The 15,931-nt window shown below is 54.1% G+C and carries 12 protein-coding genes; 1 reads left to right on the plus strand and 11 read right to left on the minus strand.

Annotated elements, in window-relative coordinates; all coding sequences use genetic code 11:
* Nucleotides 1-70 precede the first annotated feature (70 nt).
* The gene (locus ABE504_RS12675; RefSeq protein ID WP_430088715.1) at nucleotides 71-2,953 is read right to left on the minus strand and encodes a cellulase N-terminal Ig-like domain-containing protein; all 2,883 of its coding nucleotides are present in this window, start codon (nucleotides 2,951-2,953) and stop codon (nucleotides 71-73) included.
* 172 nt (nucleotides 2,954-3,125) lie between these two features.
* Between ABE504_RS12675 and ABE504_RS12680 the strand changes: the two genes are divergently transcribed.
* The gene (locus ABE504_RS12680; RefSeq protein ID WP_430088717.1) at nucleotides 3,126-4,355 is read left to right on the plus strand and encodes an MFS transporter; all 1,230 of its coding nucleotides are present in this window, start codon (nucleotides 3,126-3,128) and stop codon (nucleotides 4,353-4,355) included.
* 437 nt (nucleotides 4,356-4,792) lie between these two features.
* Here the strand turns inward: ABE504_RS12680 and ABE504_RS12685 are convergent, their stop codons facing one another.
* From ABE504_RS12685 to ABE504_RS12730, 10 genes are read right to left on the minus strand one after another with little or no spacing between them, the layout of a single operon-like run.
* Complete coding sequence (locus tag ABE504_RS12685; RefSeq protein WP_430088719.1) at nucleotides 4,793-7,390, minus strand: DUF5054 domain-containing protein; 2,598 nt, start codon at nucleotides 7,388-7,390, stop codon at nucleotides 4,793-4,795.
* Nucleotide 7,391: 1 nt separating this feature from the next.
* Nucleotides 7,392-8,171, minus strand: a complete 780-nt coding sequence (locus ABE504_RS12690) for a glycerophosphodiester phosphodiesterase (protein ID WP_430088721.1) — start codon at nucleotides 8,169-8,171, stop codon at nucleotides 7,392-7,394.
* 14 nt (nucleotides 8,172-8,185) lie between these two features.
* Complete coding sequence (locus ABE504_RS12695; RefSeq protein WP_430088723.1) at nucleotides 8,186-8,905, minus strand: ThuA domain-containing protein; 720 nt, start codon at nucleotides 8,903-8,905, stop codon at nucleotides 8,186-8,188.
* A complete protein-coding gene (locus ABE504_RS12700) occupies nucleotides 8,902-9,993 on the minus strand; it encodes a Gfo/Idh/MocA family protein (RefSeq protein WP_430088724.1) in 1,092 nt (363 codons plus the stop codon). The genes ABE504_RS12695 and ABE504_RS12700 overlap by 4 nt, the downstream gene beginning before the upstream one ends.
* Before the next feature lie 28 nt (nucleotides 9,994-10,021).
* Nucleotides 10,022-11,053: a LacI family DNA-binding transcriptional regulator gene (locus ABE504_RS12705; RefSeq protein ID WP_430088726.1), complete on the minus strand. Its 1,032-nt coding sequence runs from the start codon at nucleotides 11,051-11,053 to the stop codon at nucleotides 10,022-10,024.
* A 34-nt stretch (nucleotides 11,054-11,087) separates the two neighbouring features.
* Nucleotides 11,088-11,657 (minus strand): HAD family hydrolase, encoded by a 570-nt coding sequence (locus ABE504_RS12710; RefSeq protein WP_430088728.1) that lies wholly within the window; start codon nucleotides 11,655-11,657, stop codon nucleotides 11,088-11,090.
* Nucleotides 11,650-12,666: an ABC transporter ATP-binding protein gene (locus ABE504_RS12715; protein WP_430088730.1), complete on the minus strand. Its 1,017-nt coding sequence runs from the start codon at nucleotides 12,664-12,666 to the stop codon at nucleotides 11,650-11,652. The genes ABE504_RS12710 and ABE504_RS12715 overlap by 8 nt, the downstream gene beginning before the upstream one ends.
* Nucleotides 12,659-13,723: an ABC transporter ATP-binding protein gene (locus ABE504_RS12720; protein ID WP_430088732.1), complete on the minus strand. Its 1,065-nt coding sequence runs from the start codon at nucleotides 13,721-13,723 to the stop codon at nucleotides 12,659-12,661. The genes ABE504_RS12715 and ABE504_RS12720 overlap by 8 nt, the downstream gene beginning before the upstream one ends.
* Nucleotides 13,724-13,747: 24 nt before the next feature.
* A complete protein-coding gene (locus ABE504_RS12725; protein ID WP_430088734.1) occupies nucleotides 13,748-14,893 on the minus strand; it encodes an ABC transporter permease in 1,146 nt (381 codons plus the stop codon).
* A 3-nt stretch (nucleotides 14,894-14,896) separates the two neighbouring features.
* On the minus strand, nucleotides 14,897-15,901 hold the full coding sequence (locus ABE504_RS12730) for an ABC transporter permease (RefSeq protein WP_430088736.1): 1,005 nt from the start codon (nucleotides 15,899-15,901) through the stop codon (nucleotides 14,897-14,899).
* Nucleotides 15,902-15,931 lie beyond the last annotated feature (30 nt).

Genomic DNA, 15,931 nt, shown 5'->3' on the forward strand with positions numbered 1-15,931 from the left:
AGATGGGCTGGGCCCTCTTAACTTCACCGATTCGGGCCTTTTCGGCGGATTAGCTAGGGCTAGACGCACACTACGTGACGGACACCCGCACCGTCTTTTTAAACAGCCCGATGCCGTACGACACATCGAAATAGCTCACCCCGCTCGGCACGGTCAACGTGGCCGTAAAGTAATAATCGTTCACGCCAGCCTCACTAACCGTGATCTTGCTGACAGCGCCGGCGCTCGTCGTAACGACGACCTGGCCGGTCTCCACCGCCGCCTCATTGAAGTTCAGCGGCGCTTTCAATTTGATGCCGACGACCGAGCCGGCGGCGGCGGCGCTCACTTCCGTGCTGAAGGCAGCGTTCATCACCTTCAGCTCCAAATCGTCTGCGGCGGCATACGCCAGCGAGTCGTTCCACGCCGTGTTGAACGCGACCCAGCCCTCCGTGTAGCCGCCATCTGCGGTCGGCGAGAACGGGTACGCCGACTCCTTCGGCGCGCCGTCCAGCACACCGGGGACGCTCATCAAATGGCCGTAGCCGCCATTTAAGAACGTGAACCATCCCTTATCCACCCCGGCAATCTCGGTTGGCGCGTCATAGCTGAAGTGCCGCCCGAACGGGTTGCGGCCGAACACATCATCGATCTGCGCGATGCCGATTTGCTGCAGCCTGCTCTTCACAGCCGGGTCCATCAGCACCCTGCGCGCCGCGTATGCGGACGCTTGGAAGCCGGCCGGGCTGCCCGGCTCATTGTACGCGCTGAGTCCGCCGGTCCACTGGTCCAGCGTGCCGGTGCCATCCTGCGGATCGGCGTATTTGCGCAGATCCCACAGATTGGCAGATCGTTTGATCATCAGATCGCTCCAGTTGGCAATTTTCGCCGAGAGTCCCGGCGGCGCTTGCGCCCCATACATCTCTTGAAAATAGGCCAACGCTTCCATCGTCACATGCTCGCTCATGCGCTGCCCCTTGGTGTTGGCCGGATCATTCAAATTCACACTGTTCACAAGCCACGCACAGTTGTTGTACGCCGCATCCCAGAACGCCTGCGCATTCGGGAGTCCGTCTCTTTTGGCCACTTCGTACATCATCAAGTTGGGAACAATCGCGTAGCCAGGCGGCTGCTGGCCTTTAATCGTGCCGATGACCGACTGCGTCGCGAATAGATTGTTGTCGCTCGAACCGCCGACATCGTACCACTGCAGACTGCTGTTCGGATTCGACCACTGCGCGACAGTGAAGTCCCGAATTTGCGTATACAAATTGGAACTCACATACTGGCTAATCTCCGGATAAATGTACAGGAAATACGCCAGCTGCCCTTTAATCAAGGCGTGCAAATCCTTGCCTTCATTAACCTTCAGATCGTAATACCGCTCGGCGGCAAATTTCATGAGCCAGATGATGTCGGGTTCATTTTGCACGCGAAGGTCGGGGTACTCGGTCGTGCTCAGATTCGAAATCCCGTACGGCATCCGGTCGTAGGCGCTCGGGTTTGCCATGTACTGCAGGACAAGGGAGTTCAGCTCAAAAGAAAACTGATGGCTGTCCCGCCAGCCATACCCGGTGTTGCCGCCGACATCGAACGTGTCCTGCCGGGATTGGTCCATAAACCGGAGCGCAGGCCCAATCGATACCCGCTGCATCCAGTACTTGCCGATGGCGAACGGGTAGGAGTTTTTGCCGCCGCTCTGCACGTAGTATTCTGCAATACTACTTGGATTCCACGCCGAAAAATCCGCAATCTGCCCGCTAACACTGCCTGTAAACACCGTGCTGTTGTCCGAAGCCTTTTTCACGTAAAAAGGGGTCCCATTCGCTACGTTTGTCACCGTCGCCCGCTTCGGCTTATCGAGGTCGTAGCCGCTCTGATTCACAAAAACCGCCACCGTTGTCGTGTCCCCGTTCCCGCCTGGCGGCGTCTGCGGCTCCGCGCTGTTCGCGGTGTATTCATACTTGATGGCATTCGCCCGCGTATTGCCGGAGATGACTTTCAGCGTCACGGTTAACGCTGTCCCTGAAGCAGCGCTGACGGTCGCGATGAGATTCCAGCCGTTTGGATTCAGCGTCTGGTTCACACTCTTCGTCCACGTACCATCCAGCGAGTTGATCGTGTACCGGGCGTTTGTCGTGTTGTTGCTCGTCGGATACCAGACGTACACGTTGTAATTGCCGGTTGCCGGGGCATACTGACTCCATTTGGCCGTGCTGCCGCCCGCCGTCGAATATCTGGTGGCGCTTCCATTATAACCGGACAGCGAGCTGTTGAGCCAAGTGCCGGTCTCCATGTAACTGGCGTCGCCGTTCAGCATCACGACGGGAGCAACTGCCGCTCCATCATCCACCGTCAATGAATCGAAGCTGGCGCTCTGCCCGTACGTACGCAGCCCGACCGCCCCTTGCGTGATCGTCGCATCGGTCACCGTAATCTTGGCTGTTGCGAGATCATCCACATACCCCTTCAGCGTGGAGCCGTTCATCTCCAACTTCAGCGTATGCCACGTATTCAAGTCCATTGCAAAAGAGGAAGAACCCAGCAGCGTAAACGTCCCCCCGCTTTTGCGGTACAACTGAAGACCGCTCGTGGCGTGCAGCCGCAGCAAATAATAGTTATTGCCGTCCGCATAACGGCCAATGACGCCGGAAGCCGCCGTCGCGTTCATCGTGTTCAGCTTCATTTGCGCCGACACGGTGTAATTCGCCCAGCTTGAATTCCCTGCAAACGTGAGCGATTCAGCCGTCGAGCCTATGCCGGCCTGTTTGTACACATAAGTGCCGTCGTTCACCACCGACCAGCTTCCGCTCGAAGCCGTCCATCCCGCCGCATTGCCGTCCTCCCAGTTATCGCTGAATATCGCAGCCGCATAAGCCGATCGCTCCAGGGGTAATCCCCCGAACGCCAAAGTCAGCAAACAAACCAGCAAGACGCCAATTCTCACCTTTTGCCCCCAGCCCCTCCTGCTCATTACCTGCACCTCCCCATGGTTCGGTTTCGCACTTCACTTTACTCATATGACGCGAAAACAGGGAAAAGCACGTATGGAAGGGGCTTGATGTAAACGTTTTACACGTGTATGCATGAAAAGGCAGGATCGGTGGAAAATAGAGGTAAACGCCGGTGGATAGGAGCGCGGACTTATGCAAATGACGACTTTACTGCGGGAACCCGCAAAGCGAAAATTACTGCTCAGCGCAGGGCTCAGCTGGCTGTTCGATGCGATGGATGTCGGCATCGTCTCGTTTGTCGCAGCGGCGCTGGCCGCGGAGTGGAAGCTGGGCCCGCAGCAGATCGGCTTCCTGGCTGCGATCAATTCAACGGGCATGGCTGTGGGCGCAGCCTTGGCGGGAGCCTATGCCGACCGATTCGGGCGGCGCGCCGTGCTGGTGGCGACCTTGCTCATTTTCTCCGTCGCCAGCGGACTTTCCGCCTTCGCGACCGGCTTCGCCATGCTGTGCGCGCTGCGCTTCGTGACCGGCTTCGGGCTCGGCGGCGAGCTGCCGGTAGCGTCCACGCTGGTGTCGGAATCTTTTCCCGCTCGGGACCGCGGGTCTGCGGTCGTGCTGCTCGAGAGCTTCTGGGCGGCGGGCTGGATTGCGGCGGCGCTGATTTCCTTCTTCGTCATCCCGGTTTACGGGTGGCGGGTGGCTTTTCTCATCGGGGCGATCCCGGCGATTTATGCCCTATACATACGGCGCGCCGTGCAGGACTCCCCCCGATTTAAAGGTGAGCGCAAGCTGCCGTTCCGCACGCGGTTTGCAGCCGTCTGGTCAGCGCCGTACCGAACCTCCACAGTGGCCTTGTGGGTGCTGTGGTTTTTCGTCGTTTTTTCGTATTACGGCATGTTTCTGTGGCTGCCAACCGTCATGGTGCTCAAGGGCTTCAGCCTTGTCAAGAGCTTCTCCTACGTGCTGATTATGACCTTGGCGCAGCTGCCAGGTTACTTTACCGCTGCCTATTTCATCGAAAAATATGGCCGCAAGTTCGTCCTCGTTACCTACTTGCTGCTCACCGCCGCGAGCGCGCTATGGTTCGCCTCGGCGGTCAGCGAGGGCATGCTGATTGCCGCCGGGCTCTGCCTCTCCTTCTTCAACCTTGGCGCGTGGGGTGCCATGTATGCGTACACGCCCGAGCTGTACCCGACCGCCATCCGTTCCACGGGGGCCGGGTTCGCAGCGGCGTTCGGCCGGATCGGCGGCATTCTGGGGCCGTATCTGGTCGGTTATTTGGTGGCGCGGGCGTACAGCGTTACCGCCGTGTTTGGGATTTTTTTCGCGGCGATCGTGATCGCGGCGCTGGCGGTGCTCCTCTTCGGCCGCGAGACGAAGGGGACAGATCCGGACGGCTTGGCGACAGGCCAGCCGTCGTAATGGAAAAGAGCTCATCTCCGGTTGGAGATGAGCTCTTTTCCATGCTAACGGTTACCAGCGAGCTTATTGCAGCGATAAAGTGTCGTTACACGAGCTAACGGTTGCAGCAGCGAGACTGTCGATTAATTGTTTATACTTTGGGAATCTGTGAGAGAACACAAAATGTATACGAAAAATCATATATAATGTGCTGCATTNNGATTTTGAATATGTATTCGAAAATTCATACACATTCTCTACGCGTGTCCGTTCACGGATAAAACTGTCCACAATTAATCGACAGTCTCGCAGCAGCGCCTATCGGGTCGTTAAGGGCTGCATTTCAATGCAAATCAAAGAAATAAGCCCCATGGCAACCGCTAGCGTTACAAATTCGGTATTTGGCGGCAAATAAGCTCCACTGCAACCGTTACGCTGTCCGCATCCCAGCGTCCCTCTCACGCCAGCCCCGCCGCGTGCGCTGCCAAGAAGAGCTTCAGCGTCACGATGCCAAACGGCTGCATGGTCACCATGAGGGTGTCGCCGCCGCTGAAGCCGGCAACCGCCTGCACGTCTCGCTCCACGAGGTCGCATGCAAGAGCTTTCGCGATCGGCTCCGTGAATGACAGTGTCACGGTAGAACCAACGTCGTGCAGATTTTGAAATCGCAGCACGTACGCACCGTCTCTCTCGGCCTTTTTGAAGGCCAGGATCTGAACTCCCTCCGCGCCTTCCTTCAGGAAGCCATAGCTGGGAGGGCCGGAAGGGTCCCAAGCGGCTGTCGCTTGGAGCGGCGTGAACGCTTCCAGTGCCATCTGCTGCACGCACCCCTGCTGCCAATCCCCGGCATGCGGCGCAAGCCGGAACGCGTAGTGAAAGCTGCCGCCGATCCACTGCGGGAAGTTGGTTCCCCATTGATTGTTGAACAAGTTAAAATGCAGATTAGCCTGCTGCGGTGTATACGTCTTCGAGTATTGGTAAATCCCTTTTTCACCGATGGAGAACAACGGCGTATCCATAGGCATAATCGCCAGTCCGACAGGGCCATCCTGGACATCAACCCAATGGCTTGCGCAATGGAGACGTGTATTCGCACCTTTCTCGATGTCTGCCAAGGGATTCACAACGCTGCCCAGCTTCTGAAAGCGATAGCTCGGATGGGCTGCGTTCAAAGCAAAGGTGAAATGCCCGCTCTCGGCATATGCGGTAGCAGCTTTGCGAAGGACATGAACCCCCAGATCCGCAAAGGACTGCCCCTCTTCCAAACGGATCGTCAGACGAACTTCCTCCCCATTGCCGAACGTCTCCCAGCTTTCGACGGGGGTTGTGAAGTGAACCTCAATCGCGCCCCAGCCTTCACCATTCGAGATGCTAACATCCTTGATCTGAACCGCATAGCTTCGATGATCGATTCGCGGGTAGCCGGGTTTGCCGAAATCGTTAACATACCAATCGGTTAAATCGTAGCTGTACGCTTTGACGAAATCCAGAATCTCCTCTTTCCCGTAGACATCGTACGCGTAGCGGCCGAAGCTTCCGCCCGCGGCCCATTCTTTCTGATTGTGCTTATCATAAAAGCTGACAATCGCACCCGTAGCCTGGCTAACCTCAATGCGTATCGCCGAGTTCTCCAAGACGGCATTTCCCGCTACAACCACAGCAATTTCGCTGGCCGGCCCCGCTTCCGTATTTGCTTCAAAAACAAACGTCCGGTAACTCATCGGACCGATCCTGTCCAGATACGCCTCTCCGGCTTCATTCACCCGGTACGTCTCCTGCGTCTCCCGGTCTCTCAGCGTACCGCTTCCAGGAGAATCCAGTGTCACCTTCACCTGCCTGCGTTCCCAAGCAAGCGGGTTGTACACCCCGACGATTGCGGAGCCCTCCGCGGTCAACGGCCGAAGCCGGCTTAACGCTTCCTCGGCACGGTCGACGTACGCTTTCTGCTCCAGCCAGGACGCTTCCGTCTTCGCATAAGAGTCCGGGAATCGCTCACGGTCCTTCGCCATCGCTTCCTTCCCGAAAGCCCGCATGCTGTTGCGCCCGGGCAGCAAGTTCGACTTGATATCGATCCCCCAGGTGTGCTCGCCAAACAATAATGTATGCTCATAGGCATCCGCGATAACCGCAGCAGCTCTCCGATCGCCTGCACCCTGCATGGCTGCTAGCGTCGACAGACTCTCCCGTGCGGCAATCGCCGAGCGCAGCCTCCGCACACGGGCTATTTCCTCCGGATACGTGCCGATGCCATGAATCCAGGTATCCGCCAAATCCTTGCGAACCACAGGGATATCCTGGAAATCCCTGCGCATAAAATCCTGCGCAAAATCATCCATCGTGCCGATTTTCACTTCGGTATCCGGGTACTTCTTGGCGATTTCGGCTAACAAGCCCCGCACGACATGGCCGTCATGAGGCCCGTCGTTATCCGACGTTTGCAGCAGCGCGAGCCAGATCGGATACGGCCAGTCGTCGGGAGGCGTCAAGTCCGTGCCGTACGCACCTTTGGAATAGTAGGTCAGCACCCTGCTGCCATCCGGCCCCTCCCAATGGAACAACCGGGGCACGTCGACAGGCGACGAACAGGCATTGACACCTAAATGCAGAAAGGAAATCCCTGCTTCCTTCAACAGGGTGGGCAGCATCCACGTGTGACCGGGTACGTCCGTCATTTTCGCGGATATGGCCGTATGCCCGTATTGATTGCGCAGCTCCTCCGAGTAATAGAGGCCCCGGATGTATTCCTCTGTCCCGCAAAACTCCGTATGTGTCGTAAAAGGAAGCCCATGCCACCGCAGCTGGCCGTTACGAATGAGCGCCTCCATCCGCTCTTTCCTTTCCGCATCCGGTGTGTCCAAGCACACGCGCAGCATCCAGGCGGGAAGCGTCCAGACATAATGATGATCAGGCCCATCCGCTTTCGTTTCTTCGCACACCGACGCCACTTCGTCCATCATCTGCTCCTTGTACTGCGTGACGACATGGCTGGCCAAATCCGTAAAGCCTAGATCTACGTGGGTTTTAAAAACAATATAAATTTTCTCCAACTGTTTCACGTCACACGCCTCCGCTGTCTTTCAATTGATCACCCATTCTCATTTGCTTAAGTGCTATCAACGCCTGGACATTCCGAGACGTAATCGACTGCACGCCCATTTCGACAAACGGCTTCATCGCTTCTTGCTCATCCACGGTCCATACATAGACGGCCAACCGATGATGTGCCGCAATCTCGAGAAGCGCCGGCTGTACAAGACGATAATTCACATTAATCCCGAAACAATTGGCGCTCCTCGCATCTTCGCAGCTCAGATGCGCAGCCTCCCCGTAAGCGTTAGCTTCAAATAACGCCGGATCGACGTTCAGCAGCTTGCTGAGACGCGGGTTCGAGCGCTGAACAAGATGGGCGCGGGTGGCCTCGCATCCGCTGAGCAGCACCTTTTCGTATAAGTCATACTGATCAACCATACGGGAAACGGGTTCGATGCAGGCGTCCGATTTCAGATCCAAATTCATCTTTGCGCCTGAAGCCTGCAGAAGCGGCAAAACGGACGCTAACGTTAAGAGACGCAGGGCTTCGCTGGATTTCCCGTCACGCGCCTTGAACACTCTCGTCTCGATGTCCGCATAACTCGTCTGAGCGATGCTGTATGCCGTTCCCTCCGCGGTGATTATGCGATCATCATGCGCTAGAACTAAGACGCCGTCTGCAGTAACGCGGATATCGTCTTCCACAATGTCCGCACCGCTGCGGAAGGCGGTTTCGATGGACAACCGGCTGTTCGCAGGCGTCCCCATACAGGCGGTATGTGCCGTAATCAACGGAAACGGCTTCATGCTTTTCCCCTCGCTTACTTTCGAATTTCCTCCAGAGGCGTATGATGACCATAGAAGGTTTTCGCTCTTTGGATCGGGGCTGTCCACTTCACGGCATTCGCAATGACGCGCTGAACGTCCTTATTGTGGTAAGTCGGGTACGTCTCATGGCCAGGGCGGAAATAGAAAATTTTCCCTTGACCGCGCCGGTACGTGCAGCCGCTGCGGAACACCTCGCCGCCCTGGAACCAGCTGACGAAGATTAATTCCTCTGGCGTTGGAATATCAAAATGCTCGCCGTACATTTCTTCCTCTGCCAGATCAATGTAAGGCCCTACTCCCTCGACGATGGGATGAGACGGGTCGACGACCCACAGCCGTTCTCTCTCATCCGCCTCCCGCCACAGCAGATCACAGGATGTACCCATCAACTTCCGGAACAGCTTGGAGTGGTGACCGGAGTGCAGCACGATGAGTCCCATGCCTTCATGCACACGCTTACAAATTCGATCTACAACGAGATCCTGAAAGCCCTTGTGCTCCACGTGCCCCCAATAAATCAGAACATCCGTCTGATCCAGCCTTTCTTGCGTCAAGCCATGCTCAGGCTCTTGAAAGGTCGCGCACGTGATGTCAAAATCGTCCTGGCGGATCCCGTCCGCTATCGCACCGTGCATGCCTGCCGGATAAATGCGGGCCACTTCCTCTTTGCGCTGCTCTTGCAGAAATTCATTCCATATCGTCACTCGAATCACACAAGCCCCTCCTTCTGGTTGAGATCTGTATGCAGTGTTCTCGACATGCCGTCTTTCGCCGAGTCGATGATCGCTTGCAGCACTTGTTGGTTCCGATAGCCGTCCATCAGCGTAGGGACCGTAGCAGAGCCGCCTTGCTCCAGGTAATCTACGAAATCCTGCAACATCGGCTTAAACGTTTTTTCATCCAAATGAAGACATGTCTCGGTCAACTGATGGCTAGCCCCCGCTCGCAGCGTCAGATGCACTTCATTCGGCCGTTCGACGGCAATCCGAACCGTGCCCAGATCGCCAAACAAGGTGACGTTGAACTGATTGCCCGTGCCGATCGCATTTTTATGCGTATAAAACGAGCCCATCACACCGCCTTCGAGGACGCTCTGAAAGCTGGTAAAATCGTCTACATCGACCTCCTGCAGCTCACCCGTGCGCACATCCGGGCGCCGATCAATGAACGTGCTCATCAGCCCCGACACCTGAACGAACTCGCCTACAAAAAAGCGCGCCGCATCCACCATATGCGATCCGATATCCGCCAGTATACCCGACCCCGCCGCCGCTTGACGGAAACGCCATGTATAAGGCTTGTTGAACATCGGCGCATTTTCCTCTTGCAAATAGTGCGCCGCGATATGCCGAATACGGCCCAGCGTCCCGTCAGCGACGAGCTGCTTCACATATTGGAAGCACGGCCGATACCGGTAGGAAAAACCAATCATGCATGGCATCGGGTTACTGGCATATAACGCAGCCAGCTCCTCCGCCTCTTCCATCGTTCGAGTAAAAGGCTTCTCCGAAAAAATCGGCTTGCCGCAGGCAATCGCTGCTTTCAAAATCTCCGCATGAAACTGATTGGAGACGCCGGAGATCAGAACATCAACTTCAGGATCCGCGATGATCGCGTGAAAATCCGTATACCGCTTCCCCGCCGGCAGTTGCAAACGGTCTCCAGCTTTTTCAACCGCCTTCGCATCGACATCACAGATCGCTGCAACCTTTACGTTTTCGATTTTTGACAAGTGATTCATATGGTAGTCGCCAATCCCGCCTAATCCGATGATACCTGCACGCCACGTTTTACGATTCACCCCGTTCACTCTCCTCGTCGTTCAAGCTTCACCGTTCAATCGTTGACACAGAGCTTCGCTCAATAATTTTACTTTCGACCATGAGATGTTCAGGGAACTCCCCTTGCAGCACACCCAGCTGATTCATCAGCAGTCTGACCGATTGCGCTCCTAATTCCGTAGGCTGCAAATCCATGCTCGTCAGAGAAGGATCCGACTGCACCATCATCGAGAGATCACCGCAAATAACAAAAATAGAGACATCGCCGGGCACTTGGAGATTCAAAGCCTTGAGCGCCCTGAGCGTACTGAAGGCCGTCCGATCGTCATCGGCGATAATCGCCGTTACTGGATTCCGCTCGTTGCCGAGAATGCGGATGGTCTCTTCATAGCCGTAATCCATGTACTCGCTTGAATTCAGGGCTGGCTTATGATGAATCATGTGCGCTTCCACGGGTATTCCATGCGCCTCCATCGTCGCGATGAAGCTGGCCTTTCTTTCAATTGACACAGTCATGAGCTCATTCGCATTCAGAAACATGATGTTGGTATGACCTTTGTCGATGAGATAGCTGCAAATGCTGCGCATAATCTGGGGATTATCGTTATCCACGCTGGAAAAATGCGTAATCTCTTCGTTCATCACCCGCCCGACGGTCACGAAAGGAATCTGTCCCGCATGCATCATTGCGATCCGCTCATCATTCGTGGTCGGACTCATGACTACCGCACCGTCAATGGGGTAGCTTGTCAAAAACGGGGTCTGCACCTGCTGCTCAGGGATAATATCCAGCAATACCCGGTATCCGTAATACGAGGCTTCCAAAATCACCCCGTTAATGAACTGGGTATGGAACACGCTAAAAAAGAAGCTGCCATGTGGAATGGTAAGTCCAATCGCCATCGTTTTCTTCGTGACCAAGCTTCGCGCCGTATGATTCGGGACGTAATTCAACTGTCTGGAAACGCGCAGCACACGCTCTCTGACCTCGTCGCTTGTCGGTCTTTTCTGGCTAAACACATTGGACACCGTTCCCTTGGAAACTCTCGCCAGTTTTGCAACATCATCGATTTTTGCCATGTTCGGATAAACATCCCTTCATTCCAAGATCCCTTTATGCTAATTGTTCATTTAACCGCTCTACCAACTCGATTAGTTCAACCGGATGCCCAATCGTATAGGTCGGCATTTCGCTTTCATCTCCGTGCACCTTCGGGTATCTTGGCGTCCAGCTCAAGAAAATGCTGGTGATCCCCATCTGATTGGCCCCTTTGATGTCACGGCTCAAATTATTGCCCACCATCACAATCCGGGAGCAATCCTGTTCGCTGAGGTCAAGCGCCCCAAGCGCTGCTTTAAACATACGCGGGCTCGGCTTGGCGGCCTTGATCGTTTCCGAATAAATCATCGTTGTAAAATAATCATATAAGCCATGATCGGTCAACATGTTTTTGAACGATTGCGCTCTCCCGTCAGCAACTAGCGCAAGCGTGTAGCCGCGTTCGGCAAGCGTCCGTACCATGACATCCGCGCCTGGAATGAGGTCCGCCTGAATGACAATGTCCTGATCGTCTCTGATTTCCGTGCCTTCATCGATAATGGTATCTCCGCAATCCAGAAACACAATCAGCTTCTTCGCATTCGGATTAATCTCGATTGAATCTTTGAACGTCCGACTAGCCATGAACGACACCTCTCAAGTTTAATTGGTCTGCATAGTGGCACGCTGCATAATGGTTGCCGCCCAAGTCCTGCAGCTCCGGTGCTTGCTGCACGCACTTATCGGTCTTATATCTGCAACGGGGATGAAAATGGCAGCCGCTCGGCGGGTTCGCCGGATTCGGCACCTCACCCTCCAGAATAATCCGCTCTCGCTTATAATCCGGATCCGGCTCTGGCACCGCAGACAGCAGCGCTTCCGTGTACGGATGCTTCGGATGGTCGAATAGCGAACCCACCGGCGCCAGCTCCACGATTTTACCCAAGTGCATGACAGCCACGCGATCGGATATGTTTTGAACGATAGATAAATCATGGGAAATAAAGATATAGGTAATCTGAAATTGCTTCTGCAGATCCCTCAGCAAATTAATAATTTGCGCCTTAATCGATACGTCGAGCGCGGATACCGCTTCATCGCAGACGATCAGCCTTGGCTGTGAAACCAGCGCCCGTGCGATCGCAATACGCTGCCGCTGCCCGCCGGAGAACGCGTGCGGATACCTTTTGAGATAGCTGACGTTGAGTCCCGTTTTTTCCGCAATCAACGTCACCTTCTCATCCAGCTCCGCTTTCGACAGCTTGAAATTCGCGAGCAGCGGCTCGGAAATAATGTCGTAGACGCTCATCCGCGGACTAAGCGAGGAATATGGATCTTGAAAAATCATTTGAATATTTTTTCGATATGGTTTAAATGCCTTGCCGCGAAGCCCCAGAAAGTTGACCTCTTCGTCGTGCTCCGTATGATAAATCACCTGTCCCGAGCTAGCGTCCATGCCTCTGACGATACAGCGGCCTAGCGTCGTTTTGCCACAGCCCGACTCGCCGACGATGCTGAGCGTCTCCCCTTCCATGAGCTCGAAGGAAACGTTATTGAGGACCTGTACGGAGGAAGGCCTACTGAATAGCTTATTCGTCGCTTTCACTTCAAAATGCTTCGTGAGTTCTTTTACTTTTAATATCGGCTTAGACATTCGGCTTCTCCACCCCTTCCTCCTTGTAAAGAAAGCATCTCACCATATGGTTATCGGATAGCTGGGTTTTCGGCACGGCTCTCGAATTACAGACGCCTTCGATTCTGTCCTTGCACCGATCGTAGAAGCCGCACATCGGCGGCATGTCAATTGCCATCGGAACCGTTCCCTCGATCGACTCCAACCGTTTATGACGATCCCCCGCCAGACGCGGCATCGAGCTAAGCAGCCCTTTCGTGTACGGATGTTTCGGGTTATTAAAAATTTCGCCTACCGTCGACTGCTCGACGATTTTGCCCAGATACATGACAGCGACTTCGTCGCACATCTCTGCGATGATGCCAAGATCGTGCGTCACGAGCAGGATCGCCATGCCGAACTCCTTCTGAAGCCCCTTCATGAGCTCCATGACCTGAGCTTGAATCGTAACATCCAGTGCGGTTGTCGGCTCATCGGCGATCAGCAGCTCCGGATTGCAGGACAAGGCCATGGAAATCATGGCGCGCTGGCGCATGCCTCCGGAAAACTCATGCGGATATTGATCGAACCGCTTCTCCTGATCCGAAATCCCGACTTTTCCGAGCATTTCCAGGGCAATTTTCTTGGCTTCTTTCTTATTCTTCGTCCGATGGATCAGAATCGACTCCATGATCTGATTCCCAATCGTATACATCGGGGAAAAGGCGGTCATCGGCTCTTGGAAAATCATGGCGATCTTACGGCCGCGAATGCTGCGGATTTGCTTGCTGCGCGGATTCAGCGAGAGCAGATCCAGGTGCTGCAGCGCCTTTTCCGAGTCGGAGTGATAGACGATTTTCCCGGAGGTCTCGCATTCTTTGGGATTGATGCTAATGATAGCCCGGCTAGTCAAGCTCTTCCCGCATCCGGACTCGCCGACGAGTCCGAGCGTTTTTCCCTTTTTAATTTCAAAATCAACACCATCAACGGCTTTCATTTCCCCGTTATCCATTTGAATTCGAATTTTCAAGTCCTGAACGGACAGCAGAGGCTGCTCGGCTAGTGCATGGGCAGAATCGACTGCAGCTTTCAACGTCATGGCATTTCCCCGCCTTACTGTAGTTTATTTCTTGTATGGATCGGCTGCATCCCGCAGACCGTCGCCTAGAAAGTTAAACGTTAACACGGCGATAATGACAAACCCCAGCGGAATGAGCTTCCAGGGATATAAAGCAATATTCTCAATCTGCTGCGCCTCCTGCAGGAGCACGCCCCAGCTCGTCGCCGGAGAACGAATGCCGAGTCCCAGGAAGCTCATGGCCGTCTCGCCAAGAATCATGCCGGGAATGGCGAGTGTTGTCGCTACGACCAGATAGCTGATAAATCCGGGCAGCAGATGCTTAATAATGATCTTGGCGTCGCTGACGCCGGCGATTTTTGCAGCGAGCACATATTCTTCATTTTTTAAAGAAATGAACTTGCCTCTCGCGACCCTCGCTAAATCCGTCCACCCGATGAAGGCGAAAATAATAACGATATACAAGTACATCGTAACGACCGGAACGCGCGCTGGAATGGCCGCCGAAAGTGCCATCCAAAGTGGGAGTGTTGGGAAGGAACGAATGATTTCGATAAAACGCTGAATGACCGAGTCCAGCCAGCCTCCGAAGTATCCGGATACGCCGCCGATAAACAAGCCTAGCACAAAGCTGATGGACACCCCGATCAAAGGGATGCTCAAGGAAATCTGACTTCCGAGAACGACGCGCGACAGTAGATCCCTGCCCATGCCGTCTGTCCCGAACAAGAACAACCGCCCCGGCTCATCTACACCAAACAGGTGAATCTTCGTAGAAAATAAGCCAAGGAACTTATAGCTTTCTCCCTTTACGAAAAACCGGACCGGATGGCGAAGCTTCTCGTCCTGCACGAAAATCTTTCGCAGCGTAACTGGATCCCGGCCCGATTTCAGCTCATTTACATACGGCCTAAGATGAAAGTTCCCTTCGGCATCCTTGAAGCTTAACTTTGTGGGCGGCGCGTTAACGTATTTGCTGTCATAGCTTTGCAAGCCGTAAGGAGCGATAAACTGAGCGAATAAAGCAACGAGATAGAAGCAGGCCAAGATGATTAAGCTGATACGAGCTAATTTATGTTTTTTCAACCTTTGATAGATGAGGCGCCACTGGGAGCTGTAGTACACATCGTTGTTTTTGGGGCGCTTGACGGCGGTCGAAAGTTGTTTTCCGATTTGTGTAATTGGTTTCATAGGTCACGCACCTCTGAATGCCGTACGGATTTTGGGATCGAGCCAAGCGAGCAGGATGTCGGAAATCAGCGTCCCAATAACCGTTAACACAGCCATGAATAATAACCAAGTTCCCGCTAAATACATATCCTGGGCGAGCAGGGCGTTGTACATGACTGGACCTTGAATCGGCAGGTTCAGCACAATCGCTGTAATGGTCGAACCGGTGAAGATCGAAGTTAAAGACCAGCCAATCGTGCTTACGATCGGATTTAAGGCTGCGCGCGTCGGATACTTCAGTAAGATTTTGCTTTCCGATAAGCCTTTCGATCTTGCTGTCACGACGTTCGGCTTGTTCAGTTCGTCCAGCATCTGACCTCTCATCACGCGTATGAGCTCGGCCGTATTCGCCAGACCGATGACGATGATCGGGATAATCATATGCTTGAGCAAATCCAGCACCTTTGCGAAGGACCATGCGGCATTGGCATAATCACCCGAGAACAAGCCCAGCATAGGATCGCCGAGATACACGTACGACAAATACATTAAAATAATTGCCATTAAGAAATGCGGAGTTGCCATTCCGAGGAAACCGAATGCGGAGAAAATATAATCGCCGATAGAATACTGCTTGACTGCGCAGTAAATGCCGATCGGAATCGCGACACCATAGGTAAAAATCATCGTGGCCAGCGATACAATCAACGTCAGCGCCATATACTGCGAAATCACGGACAGCACCGGTTTGTTGTAGCTAAAAGAGTGTCCGAAGTTGAAATGAAACACGATGTTCTTCATCCATTCCAGGTATTGAATGAACCAAGGCTGATCCAGCTTTAAGCTTGCTCGCATGAGATCGATGTCCTGCTGCGTCATGACCTCTCCGGCTGAAGACATCTTCGCAGCATAGGAGGAGACATAATCGCCTGGCGGCAGCTGAATGATGTAGAAGACGATAATGGATATAAAGATTACAACCGGAATCACTAAAATAATTCGTCTTAAAATATATTGAAGCATCTCCATCCTATCCTCTCCGATTAAGTCGGTGATTCC

Origin of the sequence: Paenibacillus oryzisoli (genome assembly GCF_050467285.1) — a bacterium.
Lineage (GTDB): Bacteria > Bacillota > Bacilli > Paenibacillales > NBRC-103111 > Paenibacillus_E > Paenibacillus_E oryzisoli_A.

Excerpts from the sequence above, each read along its gene's own strand:
- ABE504_RS12705 (WP_430088726.1), bottom strand. The coding sequence starts at position 11,053 with ATGGCAAAAATCGATGATGTTGCAAAACTGGCGAGAGTTTCCAAGGGA.
- ABE504_RS12720 (WP_430088732.1), bottom strand. The coding sequence starts at position 13,723 with ATGACGTTGAAAGCTGCAGTCGATTCTGCCCATGCACTAGCCGAGCAG.
- ABE504_RS12710 (WP_430088728.1), bottom strand. The coding sequence starts at position 11,657 with ATGGCTAGTCGGACGTTCAAAGATTCAATCGAGATTAATCCGAATGCG.
- ABE504_RS12690 (WP_430088721.1), bottom strand. The coding sequence starts at position 8,171 with ATGAAGCCGTTTCCGTTGATTACGGCACATACCGCCTGTATGGGGACG.
- ABE504_RS12715 (WP_430088730.1), bottom strand. The coding sequence starts at position 12,666 with ATGTCTAAGCCGATATTAAAAGTAAAAGAACTCACGAAGCATTTTGAA.
- ABE504_RS12675 (WP_430088715.1), bottom strand. The coding sequence starts at position 2,953 with ATGAGCAGGAGGGGCTGGGGGCAAAAGGTGAGAATTGGCGTCTTGCTG.
- ABE504_RS12730 (WP_430088736.1), bottom strand. The coding sequence starts at position 15,901 with ATGGAGATGCTTCAATATATTTTAAGACGAATTATTTTAGTGATTCCG.
- ABE504_RS12725 (WP_430088734.1), bottom strand. The coding sequence starts at position 14,893 with ATGAAACCAATTACACAAATCGGAAAACAACTTTCGACCGCCGTCAAG.
- ABE504_RS12680 (WP_430088717.1), top strand. The coding sequence starts at position 3,126 with ATGCAAATGACGACTTTACTGCGGGAACCCGCAAAGCGAAAATTACTG.